Genomic DNA, 18,787 nt, shown 5'->3' with positions numbered 1-18,787 from the left:
GACGGCGCAAGTACGTCCATGTAGCCTCGGTCGCGCCATCCATGGCGCTCACGCCCCCGCAACCTGAGCCACCCCGCCTTCGACAGGTTCCCGCGGCTGTTGGTGGGTGTCGACCTTGGTCGACACGCGTCTTGCTTGTGGTAGGTGTCGACCTTGGTCGACACCAGAGCGAGCATAGCGACGCGACCCGCTTTTGCTTTTCTTTTTTCTTTTCCGTGGCTGGACGCGCACGGAAACTGTCAGAGGCCGGGCGGGATGGGTACGCGGGGGTGTCTGCGGCATGGATGCCGCGGACAAGCCTCCATGGATGGATTCACGGCGTCCCCCGCGTACCCATCCCGCCCGGCCAAGCACGGCTTTGCAGTCGAGCAAGCTCGACTCTACTGATTAGGCATCCAGCCACGAGGGGCTCAGCCGTTCGCGGCCAACTCAGCATCCAGCGCGCGCAGGCGATCCAAGGTCCCGACATCGGTCCAGCGCCCGCGATGGTGCTGCCCCGTCATCAACCCCTGTGCCATGAAGTGCTTCTGCAGCGGCACCACCGAGAACTTCGGCGGCAGCCGCTCGCTGCCCGGTGCATCACCGATCACCGTGTGCCAGTCGGCCACGATGGAAGGGCGATACACGCCGATGCCGGCATAGGTCAGGCACGGTCCTTCGCGGTCGTGGTGCAGCAACCCCTGCGCATCGAGGCGGTAGTCACCGTTCGGGTGCTGAACCGGATTGTCGACCAGCACCAGATGCGCCTGGCCCTGCGGCTCGCGCGGCAGCGTGGTGAAATCGAAATCGGTCCAGATGTCGCCGTTCACCACCAGGAACGGGGCGTCGCCCAGCACCGGTAGTGCATTGAGGATGCCGCCGCCGGTTTCCAGCGGGGTCTGCCCTTCGTACATGAAATGCAGGCGCAGGCCCCATTGGCTGCCATCGCCCAGCGTCGCTGGAAACTGTTCGGCCAGCCATGCGGTGTTGACCACCACCTCGCGCACGCCGAGTGCGGCCAGGCGTTCCAGGTGCCAGACGATCAGCGGTTTGCCGGCCACGTCCAGCAGCGGCTTGGGCGTGTGCAGGGTCAGCGGGCGCATGCGCTCGCCGAGGCCGGCAGCAAAGACCAGCGCCTTCATCGGGCCACGCGCATCGGTGCGGCCAGGTCGGTCAGCGCCGGCTTGATGCGGTGTTCCAGCAGCTGCTGCAGCGGTGCCAGCTCGCGGTAGCGCGGCAGCACTTCATCCAGATAGTTGATGAAGCGCGGCGCGTCGTCCAGGTAATGGCCCTTGTTGTCGCGATAGCGCAGGCGGCAGAACAGGCCGAGGATCTTCACGTGGCGCTGGATGCCCATCCAGTCGGCATCGCGCAGGAAGGTGGCACGGTCGGGCACCGGCAGGCCGGCGTTGCGGGCGCGCTCGTGATACTGCGCCAGCCACTCGTCCACACGCTGCAGCGGCCAGCTCAGGAACGCGTCCTTGAACAGGCTCATCGCATCGTAGGCGATCGGGCCGCGCACCAGGTCCTGGAAATCCAGCACTGCCGGACCACTCTCGACCGGCATCAGATTGCGCGGCATGTAGTCGCGATGGGTCATCAGCTGGGCCTGGCCCAGCGCGTTGTCCATCAAGCGGCGGTGCACCAGCTGCAGCCCTTCAATCTCGCCGCAGTCCAGTTCCAGGTTCAGGTGGCGCTGCAGGAACCATTCGTCGAACAGGCCGGCATCGCGCTGCAGCAGCGCTTCGCCAAACTGGCCGAAGTCGGCCGGCACCGGGATCGCCTGCAGGCGCAGCAGCTGTTCGATCGAGCGGCCGAACCATTCGTCCGCGTTGCGCTCGTCGAGGATCTTCGCCAGGGTCGGGCCGCCGAGATCTTCCAGCAGCAGGAAGCCGGCATCCAGATCCTGTGCCAGCAGCGCGGGCACACGCAGGCCGTTGTCATCCAGCAGGCCGCGCATGCGCAGCCACGGGCGCGGATCTTCCAGCCCCGGCGGGGCATCCATCACGATGTGGCTGCCGCGCGTGCTGGTGGTGCGCCAGTAGCTGCGCATGCCGGCATCGACCGAGGCGCGTTCGACCACCGCACTGGAATCATCGAGCTGGGTACGGGCCCACTGCAGGCGCTGCGCGCTGCGCTGGGGATCGGAGGTGGGTTCGGTCATGCAGGCATATCCGGGCGCGCCGGGCGCGCCTACGTCGGGAACAGGAAGGGAAGAGGGTGCGGGATCAGCGGCGACCGCTGAACAGACGCAGGACGGCCAGCACGGCCACCGCGCCCAGCACCGCACCGAGGAAGCCGGCCGGCTCACCGGGGGCGTACCAGCCCATGTACTGGCCGAACCACCCGGCCAGCAGCGCGCCGATGATGCCCAGCACGATGGTCAGCAGGCAGCCCATGCGGTTGTTGCCGGGCATGAAGAATCGCCCGAGCAGGCCGACGAAGAAGCCGACCAGGATGATGTAGAGCCAGCTGCTGCTGCCGAACAGACCATTCATGCGCGCGATTTCCACCAAGGGTGGACGCAGCCTAGCAAGGCCAGGCTGCGTCCGTCACGGTGTGCCGGATTCAGCAGCAGCCGTGGTCGCCGTGGCGGGTGCCACTGTCGGCAGCCACCGGCGAACCGCTGGTCTCGCCGCGCAGGCTGGCGGCGTAGTGCTCGCTGATCACCTTGGACACGCAGGCGGTGACCTTCTTGCCCATCGGAATGTGCAGGAACTCGTTCGGGCCGTGTGCATTGGAGTGCGGACCGAGCACGCCGGTGATCATGAACTGGGCGCCCGGGAACTTCTCACCCAGCATCCCCATGAACGGGATCGAGCCACCTTCGCCCATGTACATCGCCGGCTTGCCGAAGAAGGCCTGGCTGGCGTCGTCGATGGCCTGGGTCAGCCACGGCGCCATGGCCGGGGCGTTCCAGCCGGTGGAGGCCTTTTCCAGATCCAGAGTGACCTGCGCGCCGTTCGGCGGATCGCGCAGCAGCGCTTCCTTCAGCAGTTCACCGCAGGTCTTGCCATCGGCGGTCGGCGGCAGGCGCAGCGACAGCTTCACCGAGGTCTGCGGGCGCAGCACGTTGCCGGCCGATTCCAGCGGCGGCATGCCACCCACGCCGGTGACCGACAGTGCCGGGCGCCAGGTGCGGTTGAGCACCAGCTCGGTCAGGTCCTCGTTCATCGGACGCAGGCCGTCGACCATCGGGAACTTCTCGAAGATCTCGGTATCGACCACTTCGGCGGCGCGCTTGGCCTGTTCCTGGCGCTCGGCCGGGATCTCAACGTTCATGCCGTCGATCAGGATGCGGCCGGTGTCCTGGTCCTCGATGCGCGACAGCAGCTGGCGCAGCAGGCGGAAGCTGGACGGCACCACGCCGGAGGCATCGCCGGAGTGCACGCCTTCGTTGAGCACCTTCACGGTGAAGTTGCCGCCGGTCAGGCCGCGCAGCGAGGTGGTGCACCACAGCTGGTCGTAGTTGGCGCAGCCCGAATCCAGGCAGACCACCAGCGACGGCTTGCCGATGCGGTCGGCGAGGTGGTCGACGTAGGCCGGCAGGTCATAGCTGCCCGACTCTTCACAGGCTTCGATCAGCACCACGCAGCGGGCGTGCGGCAGGCCCTGGGCCTGTAGTGCCAGCACCGCTGCCAGCGAGCCGAAGATGGCGTAGCCGTCGTCCGCACCGCCACGGCCATACAGCTTGTCGCCGCGCAGGACCGGGGTCCACGGGCCGAGGTCGTCGTCCCAGCCGGTCATTTCCGGCTGCTTGTCGAGGTGGCCGTAGAGCAGGATGGTGTCGTCGCCGGTTTCGGCGCCGGTAGCCGGAATTTCCAGGAAGATCAGCGGGGTACGGCCTTCCAGACGCACCACTTCAACCTTCAGGCCGGGCAGCTGCTGGGCCTTGGCCCAGTTCTCCATCAGGGTGACCGCCTGTTCCATGTAGCCGTTCTGCACCCAATTGGCGTCGAACATCGGCGACTTGTTGGGAATGCGGATGTAGTCGACCAACTGCGGGACGATTTCGCTGTCCCACTTGTCATTGACGAATTGGCCGAGCTTGGCGCTGTCCATCTGAAACTCCGGTTGCATGGGCTGATCCGGCCATTCTACGCCTGTGCCGCGGGTAGGGTTTTTCCTACATCACGTCGGGTATTTGGCTGGCTTTTAGAAATCCAGGAAACCGATAGGCTGTGTGCATGTGGTGACGGACACTGTTCCTACCGACGGGATTGCCGGTCGGGACGGCCAGAATCACAAGGAGATACACGTCGTGCCTTGGAGTGTCGTGTTGAGGGCACTGGTGCTGGTCGTGTGGATCGCTGGGGCGCATGCCGCCGAACCGATCGACATCAACCGCGCCGATGCCCAGGCGCTGCAGCAGGGATTGACGATGGTCGGAGCCGCCAAGGCCGAGGCGATCGTCGAGCACCGGCGCAGACACGGCCCGTTTCATCGCGTCGAGGACCTGACGCAGGTGAAGGGGATAGGGAAAGCAATCGTCGAACGGAATCGACAGCGGATCACCGTAGGCAACAGGTTATTGCCGGCGGATCCGGTACCCGGATCGGTACCGGTGCGAACCGTACCGAGGCGCTGACAGCAGGAATCGTCGGAACCGGCAGGAGGCTGGTTCACCGGACACGGACAGGAAGGCCGTGACCACCGACCGCCGCAGGACGCGGCACCAATCACCAGGATGGTGGCATCACAGACCTGTGGAAGGGGCTGAGATACAAACAGGACAGACGCGGCCGCGTGCAGGATGCAACGCTACCCCCACAGCGCAGGATGCGAGGGGGCGGCAGCAGGCCGACAAGGACGTAACGATTGCCCGGTACGACACATGGCTGTGTCGCCGGGCAGTTTCATTTCCGGCACCTGGTTTTGCCGCGGCCACCACGGGTCGATGGTGTACGGTGGCCGCACCGCATGGAAAGGACCCCCGCTGGTTGCTTCTGCACCGCCCCACTACCCTGATGCTCGCCCTTGCACTGGCCCTGCCGCTGCTGGGCCATGCCGCTGCGCCGACGCCGGCCGCCAAGCCTGCCGCTGCCGCAGCCAGCACCGCCGAAGTGCGCGGACCGACCGACCTCAAGCCGGGCGAATACCTGTGGCATCCGGAAATTTCACCGACCGGCCCGATCGTGCTGGTGGTCAGCCTCGATGAGCAGCGCGCGTACGTGTACCGCAACGGCATTGCCATCGGCCTGACCACGATCAGCTCGGGCAAGGCTGGGCATGAGACGCCGACCGGCGTGTTCACCATCCTGCAGAAGGACAAGGACCACAAGTCCAACCTCTACAACAGCGCGCCGATGCCCTACATGCAGCGGCTGACCTGGGACGGCATCGCCCTGCATGGCGGCAGCCTGCCTGGTCATCCGGCCTCGCATGGCTGCGTGCGGCTGCCGCAGGCCTTCGCGCAGAAGCTGTTCAGTGAAACCCAGCGTGGCGACACCGTGGTCGTGGCCGATGCCAAGAGCTCGCCGATGACCCTGGCCTATCCGTCGGTACTGGCACCGGTCAACGCGCGTGGCCAGGCCTTGCCGGAGACCGAGGGTGGGGCGCCGGCGCAGGCCTGGTGGAACGACAGCGCGGCGCCGGCGGGGCAGGTCGGCATCCTGGTCAGCCTGCACGACCAGCGCCTGTACGTGCTGCGCGATGGCGTGATGATCGGCGAGTCGCCGCTGAAGGCCGACGCCCTGCCGGCGTTCCAGGGCACCACCCTGTTCGTGATGGGGCAGGGCTACAGCGATACGCCCAGCCCGTTGGACGCGAACCAGCGCCTGCACCAGTGGACGGCCTATCCGCTGCTGGGCCAGGACCGTGCCCAGGCCACGCCGGACCTGCTGGCCACGCCCTCGCTGCCGATGGCGTTGCCGGCCGATTTCGCCCGCCAGCTGTACCAGGTGCTGGTACCGGGCACGACCCTGCTGGTGACCTCGCTGCCGGCGGTCCGCCCAAGCCCGGCTGAATCCGGAATGCAGCCGGTCTTGGAATCCGAGCCGCCAGGGTCCACCCTCAAGGGCAACTGAGTCCCTTCGTTGTGCCCATGACTGCATCCCGCCTGTGCCGGCTGGCCGCGTTCGGCCTGCTGGCGACCTCGGCCAGTGCTCCGGTGCTGGCACAGACGCCCGCCCTTGCCACCAGTGCCGATGATCTGGCCGCCTTGCTGTCGCGCAGTGCGCCCAAGGCCGACCGCCACGTATTGCAGCTGGCGGCGCACGCCATGCGCTGCGCGCTGCAGCGGCCGGAGCTGGGCATCAATGGTGATCGCCTCAGCGTGATCGATTATTCGCGGCCGTCCACCGAGCCGCGCCTGTGGGTGTTCGACCTGGCCCACCAGCGCCTGCTGTTCGAGGAATGGGTGGCGCATGGCCGCAACAGCGGTGAGAACCGCACCGAACACTTCTCCAACCGCGATGGCAGCTTCATGTCCAGCCTCGGCGCGTTCACCGCGCAGGAGACCTACATGGGCGGCAACGGCTATTCGCTGCGCCTGGCCGGGCTGGAACCGGGCTTCAACGACCGCGCGCGCGAACGCGCCATCGTCATCCACGGCGCGCCGTACGTGAACCCGGCGACTGCGCAGCTGCAGGGGCGGCTCGGCCGCAGCCTGGGCTGCCCTGCGGTACGCCTGTCGGTGGCCAAGCCGCTGATCGACGCATTGCGTGGCGGCACGATGGTGTTCGCCTACTACCCCGACCAGGACTGGCTGAAGCACTCGCAGCTGCTGGGCGGTGAGTGTGGTGGCCAGGGCACGCTCGCCACGCGGTGATGCATGACGGCGCGCGGCATGATGCAATGCGCCGATGAACATCGACTCCCTGTTGCACACTCCGAGCCAGGTGATCTCCCGCCTGGACTATCGCCGCGAACGCTGGCGCAACGGCTTGGGCTGGACCCGCGAGATCCTGCGACTGCCGGCGCAGGGTGATGACTGGGCGCTACGCCTGTCGGTGGCCGAGATCGAGCAGGATGCCGCGTTCTCCGCCTTCCCCGGCGTGGAGCGCGAGCTGGTGCTGCTGCAGGGCAATGGCGTGCGCCTGCGTTTCGAGGATGGCCGTGTGGCCGAGGTGCTGCCGCCGCACGGACGCGTGCGTTTTGCCGGTGAGGAAGCGCTGCACGGCGAACTGGTCGATGGCACCACCCACGACTTCAACCTGATGTGGAAGCGCGAGCTGCTGCGGGCCGAACTGCTGCACCGGCCGCTGGTGGGCACGATGTTCTTCTTCTGCGAACCGGGCGTTGCCTGGGCGCTGCATCTGCTGGCCGGTCAGGCGGAGTTTGGTGCAGATAGTGGCCTGCCGGCGTTGCAGGCGGGAGACACTGCGTGGTTGGCGGCCGGTGAACGGCAGCGTCATGCGGTGCAGGGCGGTGGCGAATTGCTGGCGATACGGGTCAGTGCAGCGGCGGGATGATTCCTGGGCGCCCGTGGGCGCTATCCACGCATGGCGTGGATCTACTGCAAATGCGGTTGCCACCATGTCTGGACACACCGTTCAGTAGATCCACGCCATGCGTGGATGCGGCCACCGACACCGCGTCACGGTGCGAACCAAGGTTCGCACCCACCAGAATGCGGTTCGCGCCAGCCGAATCTGTTCAGTAGATCCACGCCATGCGTGGATGGGGCCGCCGATACCGCGTCATGGTGCGAACCAAGGTTCGCACCCACCAGAAAGCGGTTCGCACCCACCAGGATGCGGTGGCCTCAATACACATCGCGCCGGTAACGACCGGCCAGCAACAGCGCTTCCTTGCCCGCGGTACCCAGCACCTGCTCGATCACTGCATCCACCGCCGGGGCCATGCCCTGCAGGCTGCCGCAGACCAGGATCGTCGCGCCTTCATCCACCCACTGCCGCAGCGTTGCCGCTTCGGCCAGCAGCCGGTCTTGCACGTAGCGATGCGCGCCGCCATCGCGGCTGAATACCGCATCCAACCGCGCCAGCGTGCCGTCTTCCAGCATCGCCTGCAGTTCTTCACCGAAGTGGAAGTCATGCGCGGCGGTGCGCTCACCGAACAGCAGCCAGTTGCGGCGTGCGCCACTGCGTACGCGTTCGTGCAGATGCGCGCGCAGGCCGGCGATGCCGGTGCCGTTGCCGATCAGCAGCAGCGGCGCATCGGCCGGCGCGCCATGGAAATTGTCGTTGCGGCGCAGACGCAGCTGTACCGGTTCGCCGATGGCAGCGTGGTCGCACAGCCAGCCGCTGCCGATGCCGGGTGTACCGTCAGCGCGCAGCTGGCGGCGCAGCAGCAGCTCAACCGCACCGTCGGCCATGACCGAGGCGATCGAGTACTCGCGATGCGGCAGCGGTTGCAGGGTCGCCAGCAAGGCAGGCAGATCACCCGGGGGAACCAATGAGGGCAGGTGCGAGCGCGCGACGCGTGCCAGCAACGTCTGCCCATCATCCAGCACGGTGTCCGCGTCGAAGCGTTGTGCATCCAGCCAGGCACGCACGGTGTGCGATGCGTGCTGCGGGCCGATCTCGGCGATGTCACCGGCCTGCCACTGCGCATTTGCATCGGCCGGGGGCTGCAGGCGCAACCAGTACACCGGACCACCGGGGCTGCCCGGGTTCAAATGCTCGCGTTGCAGCAGCGTCCACGGCTGGTACTCGGCCGGGCTCCAGTCGGGCAGTTCAGTGGCGCCTCCGCCAAGTTGTCCCAGCAACTGCTGCCAATGGCGCAGTGCCGCCGGATCGGCGTTGTCGACCTCGATTGCATCGAACAGCGGATGCGCACCGTGCTGGCGCAGCCACGTGTCCAGCTGGTGGCCGAATCCGCAGAAGTGGCCATAGCTGCGGTCGCCCAGTGCGAGCACGCCGTAGTGCAGGTGCTGCAGCGAGGGCGGCGTGGCCATCACCCCGCGCAGGAACGGCAGGGCGTGGTCGGGTGGGTCACCTTCGCCGGTGGTGCTGGCAATGAACAGCGCGCGCTGGCTGTCGGCCAGCAACGCGGCGTCGACCTCATGCAGTCCGCGCACACGCACCGGCACGCCGGCACCGCGCAGGGCCTCGGCACTGCGTTCGGCCAGTTCGCGGGCAAAGCCGGTCTGGCTGGACCAGACCAGCAGGATCGGTGCGGTATCGCCGGACGCCGCATCATCGCGCGGACGACTGCGCCACCACAGTGCTGCGCAGGCCAGCGCGTACAGCGCGGTGGCGATGATGGCGATCTGAGATTGCCGTGCCGGCGGTGCGCCCTGCCACCAGGCTTCGCCGAGATGAAGTCGCAGCAGCGCCCAGGCGATCAGCGCCAGTACGATCAGTACAAGTGCGTTGCCGAACAGCGCGCGCGATGGCCGAGTGCTCATGCGTCCTGCCCGTCGAGCAGGCGCTGGAAGGCGCTGCTGAGGAATTCCTGCGGGCCTTCTGCGGCGCGTTGCAGGTAGCGCGCGGCCAGTCCTTCGCGTTCGGCCAGCGCCATGCCCTGTTCGCGACCCAGCACGGTCAGTGCGGTGGCCCAGGCATCGGCGTGCATGGCGTCGTCGGCTACCACGGTTACTGCCGCGGCGACCTGCCGCACCGGTCTGCCTGTACGCGGGTCGAGGCTGTGACTGTAGGCCTCGCCATCGGCCTGGTACTGGTGCCAGCGATCGCCGGAAGTGGCCACCGCCTTGCCGTCCAGCGCCAGCACCCGTGGCGGGGTATCGGTGTGCACGTCTTCTTCGGGTGCGGATTCCACCAGTACGCGCCACGGCTGGCCGTCCGGTTTGCGGCCGTAGCCGGCCAGTTCGCCGCCGACTTCGATCAGCGCGCCAGTGATGCCTTGTCCAGGCAACCAGGCGGCCACGTGATCGACGCCGAAGCCCTTGGCGATCGCAGAGAGATCCAGTTCCAACCCGCCCGGTTGCAGCAGCGCATCGTCCTGCCACTGCAGGCGCTGCCAACCGCATCGGTCGCGGGTGGCCTGCAGGGTGTTGGCATCGGGCAGGTGGCGATCGCCTGCGTGTGCACCGAACCCCCATAGCGCCACAAGCGGGCCGACGGTGGGATCGAAGGCGCCGTCACTGGCGGCAGCGATGGACTGTGCGCAGGCCAGGACGTGGCGCGTTTCGGCGGGCAGCACGCACCATTGGCCGGCGTCGGCGCGGTTGTAGCGACTCAGATCCGAACCACGCTCCCAGGTGCTCATCTGCGCGACCACCTCGTCCAGCCGCGCCTGGATGCCAGCATGCAGCGGGTGCAGGTCGCGCTGGCGCGACGCGACCAGCGACACGCTCCAGGTGGTGCCCATGGTGGTGCCACCGAGGCGGGCGATGTCGAGCAGGGGATCGGTCATGGTGGTGTGCTGCAGGCGCGATGCCGGGGCGTGCCCGGCATCGCGGTCCACGTCATTACTGCGGAAGCACTTCCAGCGTGGCGACGTAGCTCAGGCGGCGCTTGGCGGCCTGCTTCACCGAGGTCTTGTTGTCTTCGGTGCCGGTCTCCAGCCAGTACATGCCGGCTTCCGGCCAGGTCACCTTGATCTCACCCTTGGCATCGCTGGTGACCTTCAGCTCGTCCTGCGCGTTGCGGTAGCGGGTGGCGCCACGCACGATCTCGAACTCCAGGCCGGCGGTCGGCTTGCCGTCGATCAGCACGCGGAAGGTGGCTTCCTCGCCGGCGAACAGATCGTTCGGGTGGCCGACGGCGACCAGCTCGATGCCACGGTTGGTCGGCTTCAGCGCGGTGTCGTTCGGGGCGCCGTTGGTGACGAAGGTCTCCACGCGGCCGACCGACTGGCTCACTTCCAGCTTCTTCGCATCCTTGGGCAGTTCGCCGAAGGTAGCCACGCTGCCGCGCCAGCGCTTGCGCTCGCCGTTCTGCTCGTAGGTGGCGAACAGGCCGTCATTGACCGACGCGATGCGGTAGGTGCCCGGCTGCTTCAGCTCGACATCGAACACGCTGCGGTACTTGCCGGTGGACGCGTTCTGCGGCTGCACGGTGCTGCCGTCCGGCGTGGTGATCACCAGCGACTCCAGGCGCAGCGGCACGTGGTTGAAATAGAACAGGTCGTTGGAGACCGCACCGTCGACGGTGATCCACGGCGCATTGCCGGCGATCACGGTCTGCGAGGGCAGCAGCCAGGCCTTGTGGGCCAGGGCGGAGAAGGGAAGGGCAGCGGCCAGAGCGGCGGCGAGGACGAGCGTGCGCTTCATGCGGAAGACTCCAGGTGGATGCAGGGTGGTGCGGCGAGAGGAGGGGAATTACGACTTAATCCCCTCCGTCCCCTTTTCAGGGTTTGACGGCGAGGGTGACCTGGCCCAGTTCGGTGGCGCCCTGCGCCTTGCCGTTCTGCGCGGCGGTGGCCGGCCAGGTGAAGGGGATCTTCAGCAGCTCGCGGCCGCCGACTTCGCGCACCGCTTCCACCACCAGGGTGTAGTTGCCCGGAGCCAGCTGCTTCAGCGCCGGCTGCTTGTCGTTGAACGACAGCGCGTGCTTGCCGGCCGGGCGGGTCGGGCCGGTCACGCCGTCCACCGGCACCTGCAGGGTGCGGCCGCTCTTGCGCCACCACTGGCGCAGGTCCGGCAGCCACTTGGTGCCGTGGCCTTCGCTGTTGCTGGTCTGCTGGTACCAGACCGACAGGTTGGCCGCGACCTTCTGGTCGGCGCCTTCCAGCCACACCGCCACGTACGGGCGGTGGTACTCGGCCACGTTGAGCTTGGGCACTTCGACGTTGATGTCGAGGGTGGTGGCATAGGCCGGCGAGGTGGCCAGCAGGCCGCTGAGGGCGATGGTCAGGGTGACGCGCATGGGGCGGCTCCGGAAACGAAGGAAAGTCAGTGGATCAGCAGCAGGGCGATCAGCAGCGGGATCATCAGGCCGAGGCCGACCAGCGGCCAGGTCATGCGCCGCTGCCGTGCATGCAGGTGAAGCAGGAACAGGCCGGTGATGCAGAACACCAGGCAGGCCACGGCGAACAGGTCCAGGAACCAGCCCCACGCTGGGCCCGCGTTGCGGCCCTTGTGCAGGTCGTTGAGGTAGGACACCGCGCCGCGCGAGGTTGATTCGTACTCCACCGCGCCGGTCTCGCGATCGATGCTCAGCCAGGCGTCGCCACCCGGGCGTGGCAGTGACAGGTAGATCTCCTCGGCCGACCACTCGGCCGGGCGCCCGCCGATGGCGATGCCCAGCTGCGTGTCCAGCCATTGCCGGGCCGGGCGCGGGATCGGCGCGTTGCCATCCTCGCGCGTGCCCAGCTGGCCCAGCAGCGCGGCCGGCAGTTCCAGATGCTGGTTCTGCACCTCGGGCTTGGCCTCGATCTTCGCCGCATGGTTGAGGGTCAGGCCGGTCACCGCAAACAGCAGCATGCCGATCAGGCAGACCGCCGAGCTGATCCAGTGCCACTGGTGCAGCGTCCGCAGCCAGAAGCCACGGTTCTGTTGCTGCTGCACGGTGGAAGAGGCAGGACGGCTCACGGCACGGTTCGAGGCGGACGGGGACTGCCCATTACATCATTGATGAGAATAGCTCGCAATTGCGTGTCGTTCTGTATCCCAGGGGGATTGCCGGCCAGCGGCCGGCACTACCGACTGGCCGGCAATCCCGCAGATCAGTAGATCCACGCCATGCGTGGATGGAGCGGTGCCGACCAAGGTCGGCACCCACCAGGGCAGGGCGCAGAGATCAGAACTTCGCGTTCAACGAAATCCAGTAGCTGCGGCGCTGGTCCTTGGTCGCGTAGTCGTCCACGCAGCTGAACTCGCTGGGATTGAGCAGCAGGCACGACTGCGAAACGAAGTCCTTGTCGAACAGGTTGTTGACCCGTGCGTTGACCGTCAGCCACGGCGTGGCCTTCCAGCTGCCACCGAGATGGAAGATCGTGTAGTCCTCGTAATAGCGCACGTGGCGGGCGCCGGCACTGTCGATGAGGGTGTCGCGATAGCGGTCGTAGCGGCCTTCGCCGATCAGCGACAGGCTGATCGCTTCGTTGATCTGCCAGTTGAGGCTGGCGTTGGCCATGTGCTTTGCCGGCGTGGTGCCAGAGATCGGGCGCCCCTTGTCGGGGCCGCTGGTCTGTTCGCTCTTGGTCCAGGTGTAGTTGCCGCGCAGCTGCAGGGTGTCGAGCAGGTCGACGTGGCCGGCCAGTTCCGCACCGCGGGTCTCGGCCTTGTCGATGTTCACGCTCTGGGTGAAGGTGCTGTAGCCCAGTGCTGCCCAGCCTGGGCCGATGTCCACGCAATAACCGCTGCCGGCGCGGGCCACTTCGCAGTTCGGGAACGTGCCGCCGCTGGCGATCTTGTCTTCGAACTTGTTGAAGAAGCCGGTGACATTGAAGCCCCAGCGCTGGTCTTCGTAGTACGCGGCCAGCTCGTAGTTGGTGCTGGTTTCAGGCTTCAGGTTCGGCGAACCCACCAGCGGCAGCACGCCTTGGCCACCGAAGCCGGTGATGCCCGGGAACAGCTGGTCGGGACGCGGCGTCTTGTAGCCGGTGCTGACGCCACCCTTGAAGGTCCAGGCGTCAGTGGCGTTCCACACCAGGTAGCCGCGCGGGCTGACATGGCTGCCGAACACGTTGTGGTCGTCGTAGCGCAGGCCGAAGGTGGCGGTGAGGGTGTCGGTCAGCGACCAGTTGTCCTCGGCGAACAGCGCCCACATGCGGTGCTTCTGCTTGGTGTTGCTGCGGTAGCCGGCGCCATCCATGCCGAACACGCCGTCGATCATGTCGGTGTCGTTGTACTGGCCGCCGACGGTCAGCTTGTGCGCGCCGAAGTCGAGGTCGAGCATGGTGTCGAGCACGTAGCCTTCCAGCTCCATGGTGCGCAGCGGACGCGGCAGGAATGCCTGCAGGCGTGCCATTTCACTTGGGTTGAGGGCGGCCAGTGCATTGCCGCGGCCGGCCGCGCAGTTGTTGGCGCCGCCGGTGCGGCGGCAGACGTCGTTCCACAGTGTCTGCAGGTTGGCGCGTTCGTCCAGGGTCAGCGGCAGCGAGCGGCCCAGGTTGCTGCTCTTGCTGTGGGTCAGCGAGGTCTGCCAGGTACCGAAGCTGTAACGGCCCTGGTGGGTCAGCGAAAACTGGTCGCGCTCGTATCGCTGGTAGGCGGTGTAGCCCACGCGCGGCTGCACCACGCGGCGGGTGACGGTGCCGCTGCCGTTCGGGTTGGGGATGACGGCATTGCCGACGCGCCACAGGCTGGCCAGGCTGTCGAGGGTGCCGGTCTGGCCCTCGCTGTTGTCGTACTTCTGCCGCGACACGTCGTAGTCCAGCCACAGTTCGTGGTCATCGTTGACGTGGAAGTTCAGCCGCACACCGGTGTTCCAGTTGGTGTTGGCCACCGACTTGCCGCCGCCACCGAAGCCGATGCTGCGCTCCCACAGGCTGCCGTCTGGCAGGGTCAGTGCATCCCACTCCGGATTGGAGGCCCTGGCGTCGTAGTAGCTGCCGCGTACTGCCAGGCTCAGGCGGTCCTTGACCAGCGGGCCGCTGAGGTAGACGTCGGTGGTGCGTGCATCGCCGAACTGATCGTCCTGCTGCACGGTGAAGCCCTGGGTGAGCGCGCCGTGCCAGCTGTCCTGGTTGCGACGGGTGATGATGTTGATCACGCCGCCCATTGCATCCGAGCCGTACAGCGTGGACATCGGGCCGCGCACCACTTCAATGCGCTCGATGGCATCCAGCGGCGGCAGGTAGGCGAACTGGCCACCGCCGAAGTTGTTCGGATACAGCTGGCCGACATTGCTCTGGCGGCGGCCGTCGATCAGCACCAGGGTGTACTCGGAGGGCAGGCCGCGCATCGAGATGGTGGCACGGCCGTTCTTGTCGCTGGCTTCCAGGCCGACGTCGATGCCTTCAACGTCGCGCAGCGCGTCGACCAGATTGGTGTACGGGCGCTTGCTGAGTTCTTCGCGGCTGACCACGCTGATGCTGGCGGGTGCATCGACCACCTTCTGCTCAAAGCCGGAGGCGGTGACCACCACCTTGTCCAGCGTCTGTGGCGCGCCGGAAGCGTCACCGTGGGCGAAGGCAGGAGCGGTCATGGCTGCCAGCACGGCGCTGGTCAGCAGGGTACGGGACAGGGACGAACGGACACGATGGCGCTGGGCCATGGCAGTAACCTCGAAGGATGCAGGGTGGTGCAATGCCAGGCGCGAACGGCGCGGCATGCACGGGGAGGCCCGGTCAGGGGCGGCAGGGATGAAGCAGGCAGCGGCGTGCGGGCACGACCGCGCAGGCGGTCACGCGGGGGCGTGAATCAGGCGAGCGGCGGCGCCTGGCCGCGTTGCTGGCGGCGCCCGGGCGCGTCGGCCCAGGGCGTGTCCGGAGCGGCCAGCGGCCAGTCCGGGCGCACGCCGGGCATGGCCGGCGTGGCGGGTACGAGTTCAAGCTCGGTGCGCAGCCATTGGCTGGCCAGCAGCAGCGGCGGGCGCGCCTTCTCGGCCGATTTCACCGGGGCGGCAGCACAGCGGCGCAGTTTGGCCAGTGCTTCTTCCTGCGGGGACGCTTCGCCACCGCGCTCTTCCAGCGGCATCTGCACGGCCATTCCGGCCTGGCCGTGTGGCAGCAGCGGCAGGGTGCCCAGCAGCAAAGCCAGCATCGCCACCCACGCCAGCAGGCTGGCCAGCGCAGGACGCTGACCGCGCATGGCGGTGCCCATCTTTCGATGGATGAGTGGGCGAGGGCGAAGCGGGCGCAGCAAGCAGGGGTCCCCAGGGGTCTGCCGGCAGCGGCCGGCATCAACGGGGCGTGATTGTAATGAGAGCTGTTAGCTGTTGCAAATGAGAATGATTGCCAAATTGTCGCGGGTCGGCCGGATGTGGCTCAGACTTCGCTCCAGCGTCGCAGCAGGTTGTGGTACACGCCGGTCAGCTGCAGCACCGCCTCGGCGTCACCGCCGGTCTGCCGCAGGCGCTCGATCGAGCCATCCATTTCCCACAGCAGGCGGCGCTGCACATCGTCGCGGATCATGCTCTGTACCCAGAAGAACGAGGCCACGCGCGCACCGCGGGTGACCGGCCGCACCTGGTGCAGGCTGCTGGACGGGTAGACGATCAGGTCGCCAGCGGGCAGCTTCACTTCGTGCTCGCCGTAGGTATCGCTGATGATCAGCTCGCCGCCTTCGTATTCGTCCGGATCGGACAGGAACAGGGTGCAGGAGATGTCCGAGCGCAGCTGTTCGCCGTTGGCCAGGTTCATCACCGCGCCATCGACGTGGAAGCCATAGGTGCCGCCACCGCTGTAGCGGTTGAAGCGCGGCGGCAGGATCTTCAGGGGCAGCGCGGCAGCAAAGAACAAGGGGCTGCGGCTCAGCGCGGCCAGTAGGTCCCTGCCCAGCTCCGCCTTCAGGGGAGATGCATCGGGTAGCTGCAGATTGTGCTTGACCATCGCGCCCTGTGCACCGACGGTCTCGCGACCGTCGGTCCAGTCTGCAGCGTCGAGTCGCCTGCGTGCCTGCGCCACGTCCTGGGGTGAAAGCACGTCGGGAATGTGCAGCAGCATGGCGGTTCCTTTGGGGGCGCGGGGGAGTGGGCTCCCCCGCGTGCTGCATCAGAAGCGGATGTCCGCGCTGAGCAGGAAGGTGCGCGGGGCACCCGGGGTGTAACGGTAGCCGCTCTTGTTGATGCTGGCCACGTACTGCTTGTCGAACAGGTTGTAGCCGTTCAAGCGCAGCGAGATCGTCTCATTGATTGCCCAGGACACGACCGCGTCATACACCACGTAGGACTTGGTGAACGACGGGGTGCCCACCGCGCCGTCGGTGCCGCGGTGCATGCCGGCGGCATAGCGTACGCCGCCGCCCACGGTGATGCCGTAGGGCAGGGTGTAGCTGGTCCAGCCGGTGAATGTGTCGTCCGGGGTATAGGTCAGGTTGGTGGTGCCATCGGCGGCCACCTTCGCGCCTTCCCTTACGTCGGTGTCCAGGTGGCTGTATCCGGCGCTGACCGACCAGTTGTCGGTCAGGCGGCCGACTGCGGAGAGCTCCACGCCCTTGACCCGCTTGCTGCCGGTCTGGGTCGGGTTGCCGGCATCGTCGAGCACGGTGGTGTTGATCTCGTTGTCCACGTCCGTCTGGAACAACGCAAGGTTCACTGCCAGGGCGTCATCCAGGAACGCCCACTTGCTGCCCACTTCGAAGGTCTTGGCCTTCTGCGGGTCCAGCTTGGGGTTGTCGGCACTGCTGGCCGAGCTGCTCAGCTGGAAGTTGGCACCACCCGGGGGTTGTTGCGAGATGGCGTAGTTGGCGTAGACGCTGACGGCATCGCCGACCTTGTAGAGGGCGCCGAGCTTCCAGTTCAGCAGCGTATCGGACGCGTCCAGCGTCGGGTTGCGCAGCACCGTGCCGGCAGGATTGCTGCCACACGCCGGGCCGCCGCGGCCACCACACACCGACGCGCTGGCGTACTCGGTCTTGTAGTGGTCTGCACGCACGCCAGCGGTCAACAGGAAGCTTTCGCCGAAGGACAGGGTATCGAACAGGTACACCGAGGAGGTGGTGGTCTTGCCATGTGCATCGGCGCCGTTGTGCGCCCAGTTCAGGCCGCTGACGTTCCAGTCCGGGTTGTACAGGTTCGCAGCGGGCCAGCTGGTGCCGGCAGCGGCGGCCTGGCCGTAGCTGTCCAGTTCTTCACGGGTGAATTCCAGGCCAGCGCTCAATGCGTGCCCGACCGCGCCGGTGGCGAAGTCGGCGCGCAGGTTCAGCTGATCGGTGAGGATCGTGTTGCGCTGGTCCTTGAAGGTCGGCAGGCTGCGCGCGATGGCGTAGCTGGAAAGGTCGGCCGGGTTGGCATAGGTGATGTTGCCGGTCGGGCGGCCGCCTGCGCCGCGCACGCCGGTGCCCATGAAGGCGGTGAGCAGGTAATCCTGTTCGGTGCGACCCCAGCGGGCGGTGTTGGTCAGGCGCACGCTGTCGTTGAAGTCGTGCTCGAAACGGAACGTGGCCATCTTCGCGGTCACGTCATCGTGGTCGGCGCGGGTGCCGTAGAAGTTCTCCGGATCGACCGGGTGCCCGGCCAGCGCTTCCAGCGTCGGCTGCGGCGTCCAGCCCGGCAGGCCCAGGGTGGGCACGCCACCATCGGGCACGTTGTCCTGCTTCACGTACAGCAGGTTGAGGTAGTAGCGCGTGGCAGTGCCCAGGCCGAAGGCCAGCGACGGTGCGATGCCCCAGCGCTTGTTCTGCACGTGGTCGCGGCCGGGCTGGTCGCTGTCCTGCCACATGCCGTTGATGCGCAGCGCGCTGGTGGTGCCCAGCGACTGGTTCCAGTCGGCGGTGGCGCGGCGCTGCTGGTCGCTGCCCAGCGAAATGCTGGCCGACGTCGCGTCCTGCAGGTTGGCCTGCTTGCTGACAAGGTTGATCGCGCCGGTCGGCGCCGAACGGCCATTGTCGGTGCCGGCCGGCCCCTTGGTCACTTCCACCTGTTCGATGTTGAATACATCGCGCGAGATCGAGCCCAGGTCGCGCACACCGTCCACATACAAGCTGTTGGAGGTGTCGAAGCCGCGCATGAACAGCGCATCGCCGGTGGTCGTGTTGCCGTTCTCGCCGGCATAGAAGGTGCCCACGCCCGGGCTGTTGCGCAGCGCCTCGGTCAGCGTGGTGGCACCCTGCTGGTTGAACAGGTCGCTGGTAATCACTTGGATGGTTTGCGGCGTGTCCTGCAGGCGCTGGGTGAACTTCGGCGAGGCCACCTTGTCGGCTTTGTAGCCCCGGGTGGCGTGCACGTCGATCTTGTCCAGCGTGCGGGCGTTGTCGGTGGCTTCAGCGTGGGCCAGCGCGGGCAGGGTGGCCAGGCCGAGGCCGGCGGCAAGACTGGCGGTGGCCAGCGGCAGGGTACGAAGCGGCGAAGCGTGCTTGCGGCTCTTGATCGGGTTCATGGGCGTCTGCAGAAGGGGA

General features: G+C 67.1%; 17 protein-coding genes. 4 read left to right on the top strand and 13 right to left on the bottom strand.

Features of this window, described 5'->3' with window-relative positions; genetic code table 11:
- Window positions 1-410: 410 nt before the first annotated feature.
- From murU to N7573_RS16400, 4 genes are all read right to left on the bottom strand, one after another.
- Window positions 411-1,121, bottom strand: a complete 711-nt coding sequence (murU, locus tag N7573_RS16415; RefSeq protein ID WP_279913583.1) for an N-acetylmuramate alpha-1-phosphate uridylyltransferase MurU — start codon at window positions 1,119-1,121, stop codon at window positions 411-413.
- The gene (locus N7573_RS16410) at window positions 1,118-2,143 is read right to left on the bottom strand and encodes a phosphotransferase (protein WP_279913582.1); all 1,026 of its coding nucleotides are present in this window, start codon (window positions 2,141-2,143) and stop codon (window positions 1,118-1,120) included. The genes murU and N7573_RS16410 overlap by 4 nt, the downstream gene beginning before the upstream one ends.
- A 64-nt stretch (window positions 2,144-2,207) precedes the next feature.
- On the bottom strand, window positions 2,208-2,477 hold the full coding sequence (locus N7573_RS16405) for a GlsB/YeaQ/YmgE family stress response membrane protein (RefSeq protein ID WP_049398791.1): 270 nt from the start codon (window positions 2,475-2,477) through the stop codon (window positions 2,208-2,210).
- A 70-nt stretch (window positions 2,478-2,547) separates the two neighbouring features.
- Window positions 2,548-4,041: a M20 family metallopeptidase gene (locus N7573_RS16400; protein WP_197579600.1), complete on the bottom strand. Its 1,494-nt coding sequence runs from the start codon at window positions 4,039-4,041 to the stop codon at window positions 2,548-2,550.
- Window positions 4,042-4,240: 199 nt separating this feature from the next.
- Between N7573_RS16400 and N7573_RS16395 the strand changes: the two genes are divergently transcribed.
- From N7573_RS16395 to N7573_RS16380, 4 genes are all read left to right on the top strand, one after another.
- On the top strand, window positions 4,241-4,567 hold the full coding sequence (locus N7573_RS16395) for a helix-hairpin-helix domain-containing protein (RefSeq protein WP_012510302.1): 327 nt from the start codon (window positions 4,241-4,243) through the stop codon (window positions 4,565-4,567).
- Window positions 4,568-4,919: 352 nt separating this feature from the next.
- Complete coding sequence (locus tag N7573_RS16390; protein WP_032129253.1) at window positions 4,920-6,005, top strand: L,D-transpeptidase; 1,086 nt, start codon at window positions 4,920-4,922, stop codon at window positions 6,003-6,005.
- 17 nt (window positions 6,006-6,022) lie between these two features.
- A complete protein-coding gene (locus tag N7573_RS16385; RefSeq protein WP_279913581.1) occupies window positions 6,023-6,748 on the top strand; it encodes a murein L,D-transpeptidase catalytic domain family protein in 726 nt (241 codons plus the stop codon).
- A 34-nt stretch (window positions 6,749-6,782) separates the two neighbouring features.
- Window positions 6,783-7,391: a HutD family protein gene (locus tag N7573_RS16380; protein ID WP_279913580.1), complete on the top strand. Its 609-nt coding sequence runs from the start codon at window positions 6,783-6,785 to the stop codon at window positions 7,389-7,391.
- A gap of 293 nt (window positions 7,392-7,684) precedes the next feature.
- Here N7573_RS16380 and N7573_RS16375 read toward each other — a convergent pair whose 3' ends face one another.
- The 9 genes from N7573_RS16375 to N7573_RS16335 form a co-directional block, all read right to left on the bottom strand.
- Window positions 7,685-9,289, bottom strand: coding sequence for a sulfite reductase subunit alpha (locus tag N7573_RS16375; protein ID WP_279913579.1), 1,605 nt, complete (start codon window positions 9,287-9,289; stop codon window positions 7,685-7,687).
- On the bottom strand, window positions 9,286-10,257 hold the full coding sequence (locus N7573_RS16370; RefSeq protein ID WP_279943222.1) for an FAD:protein FMN transferase: 972 nt from the start codon (window positions 10,255-10,257) through the stop codon (window positions 9,286-9,288). The genes N7573_RS16375 and N7573_RS16370 overlap by 4 nt, the downstream gene beginning before the upstream one ends.
- 55 nt (window positions 10,258-10,312) lie before the next feature.
- The gene (locus tag N7573_RS16365; RefSeq protein ID WP_279943221.1) at window positions 10,313-11,116 is read right to left on the bottom strand and encodes a DUF4198 domain-containing protein; all 804 of its coding nucleotides are present in this window, start codon (window positions 11,114-11,116) and stop codon (window positions 10,313-10,315) included.
- 76 nt (window positions 11,117-11,192) lie between these two features.
- On the bottom strand, window positions 11,193-11,711 hold the full coding sequence (locus N7573_RS16360) for a DUF2271 domain-containing protein (protein WP_004147429.1): 519 nt from the start codon (window positions 11,709-11,711) through the stop codon (window positions 11,193-11,195).
- Window positions 11,712-11,737: 26 nt separating this feature from the next.
- The gene (locus tag N7573_RS16355) at window positions 11,738-12,376 is read right to left on the bottom strand and encodes a PepSY-associated TM helix domain-containing protein (protein WP_032129249.1); all 639 of its coding nucleotides are present in this window, start codon (window positions 12,374-12,376) and stop codon (window positions 11,738-11,740) included.
- A gap of 208 nt (window positions 12,377-12,584) precedes the next feature.
- Window positions 12,585-15,005 (bottom strand): TonB-dependent receptor, encoded by a 2,421-nt coding sequence (locus tag N7573_RS16350; protein WP_279943220.1) that lies wholly within the window; start codon window positions 15,003-15,005, stop codon window positions 12,585-12,587.
- Window positions 15,006-15,151: 146 nt separating this feature from the next.
- A complete protein-coding gene (locus N7573_RS16345; protein ID WP_279912750.1) occupies window positions 15,152-15,553 on the bottom strand; it encodes a hypothetical protein in 402 nt (133 codons plus the stop codon).
- A gap of 164 nt (window positions 15,554-15,717) precedes the next feature.
- Window positions 15,718-16,395: a Fe2+-dependent dioxygenase gene (locus tag N7573_RS16340; RefSeq protein WP_049463140.1), complete on the bottom strand. Its 678-nt coding sequence runs from the start codon at window positions 16,393-16,395 to the stop codon at window positions 15,718-15,720.
- A 48-nt stretch (window positions 16,396-16,443) separates the two neighbouring features.
- A complete protein-coding gene (locus N7573_RS16335; RefSeq protein ID WP_279912749.1) occupies window positions 16,444-18,768 on the bottom strand; it encodes a catecholate siderophore receptor Fiu in 2,325 nt (774 codons plus the stop codon).
- Window positions 18,769-18,787: the final 19 nt, after the last annotated feature.

It is taken from the genome of Stenotrophomonas sp. GD04054 (assembly GCF_029836955.1).
Taxonomy (GTDB): domain Bacteria; phylum Pseudomonadota; class Gammaproteobacteria; order Xanthomonadales; family Xanthomonadaceae; genus Stenotrophomonas; species Stenotrophomonas maltophilia_A.
The sequence above is the reverse complement of the archived record's forward strand: the minus strand, read 5'-3'. Positions and strand labels throughout refer to the sequence as shown.

Excerpts from the sequence above, each read along its gene's own strand:
- murU (WP_279913583.1), bottom strand. The coding sequence starts at position 1,121 with ATGAAGGCGCTGGTCTTTGCTGCCGGCCTCGGCGAGCGCATGCGCCCG.
- N7573_RS16410 (WP_279913582.1), bottom strand. The coding sequence starts at position 2,143 with ATGACCGAACCCACCTCCGATCCCCAGCGCAGCGCGCAGCGCCTGCAG.
- N7573_RS16405 (WP_049398791.1), bottom strand. The coding sequence starts at position 2,477 with ATGAATGGTCTGTTCGGCAGCAGCAGCTGGCTCTACATCATCCTGGTC.
- N7573_RS16400 (WP_197579600.1), bottom strand. The coding sequence starts at position 4,041 with ATGGACAGCGCCAAGCTCGGCCAATTCGTCAATGACAAGTGGGACAGC.
- N7573_RS16385 (WP_279913581.1), top strand. The coding sequence starts at position 6,023 with ATGACTGCATCCCGCCTGTGCCGGCTGGCCGCGTTCGGCCTGCTGGCG.
- N7573_RS16380 (WP_279913580.1), top strand. The coding sequence starts at position 6,783 with ATGAACATCGACTCCCTGTTGCACACTCCGAGCCAGGTGATCTCCCGC.
- N7573_RS16375 (WP_279913579.1), bottom strand. The coding sequence starts at position 9,289 with ATGAGCACTCGGCCATCGCGCGCGCTGTTCGGCAACGCACTTGTACTG.
- N7573_RS16370 (WP_279943222.1), bottom strand. The coding sequence starts at position 10,257 with ATGACCGATCCCCTGCTCGACATCGCCCGCCTCGGTGGCACCACCATG.
- N7573_RS16365 (WP_279943221.1), bottom strand. The coding sequence starts at position 11,116 with ATGAAGCGCACGCTCGTCCTCGCCGCCGCTCTGGCCGCTGCCCTTCCC.
- N7573_RS16360 (WP_004147429.1), bottom strand. The coding sequence starts at position 11,711 with ATGCGCGTCACCCTGACCATCGCCCTCAGCGGCCTGCTGGCCACCTCG.
- N7573_RS16350 (WP_279943220.1), bottom strand. The coding sequence starts at position 15,005 with ATGGCCCAGCGCCATCGTGTCCGTTCGTCCCTGTCCCGTACCCTGCTG.
- N7573_RS16345 (WP_279912750.1), bottom strand. The coding sequence starts at position 15,553 with ATGGGCACCGCCATGCGCGGTCAGCGTCCTGCGCTGGCCAGCCTGCTG.
- N7573_RS16340 (WP_049463140.1), bottom strand. The coding sequence starts at position 16,395 with ATGCTGCTGCACATTCCCGACGTGCTTTCACCCCAGGACGTGGCGCAG.
- N7573_RS16335 (WP_279912749.1), bottom strand. The coding sequence starts at position 18,768 with ATGAACCCGATCAAGAGCCGCAAGCACGCTTCGCCGCTTCGTACCCTG.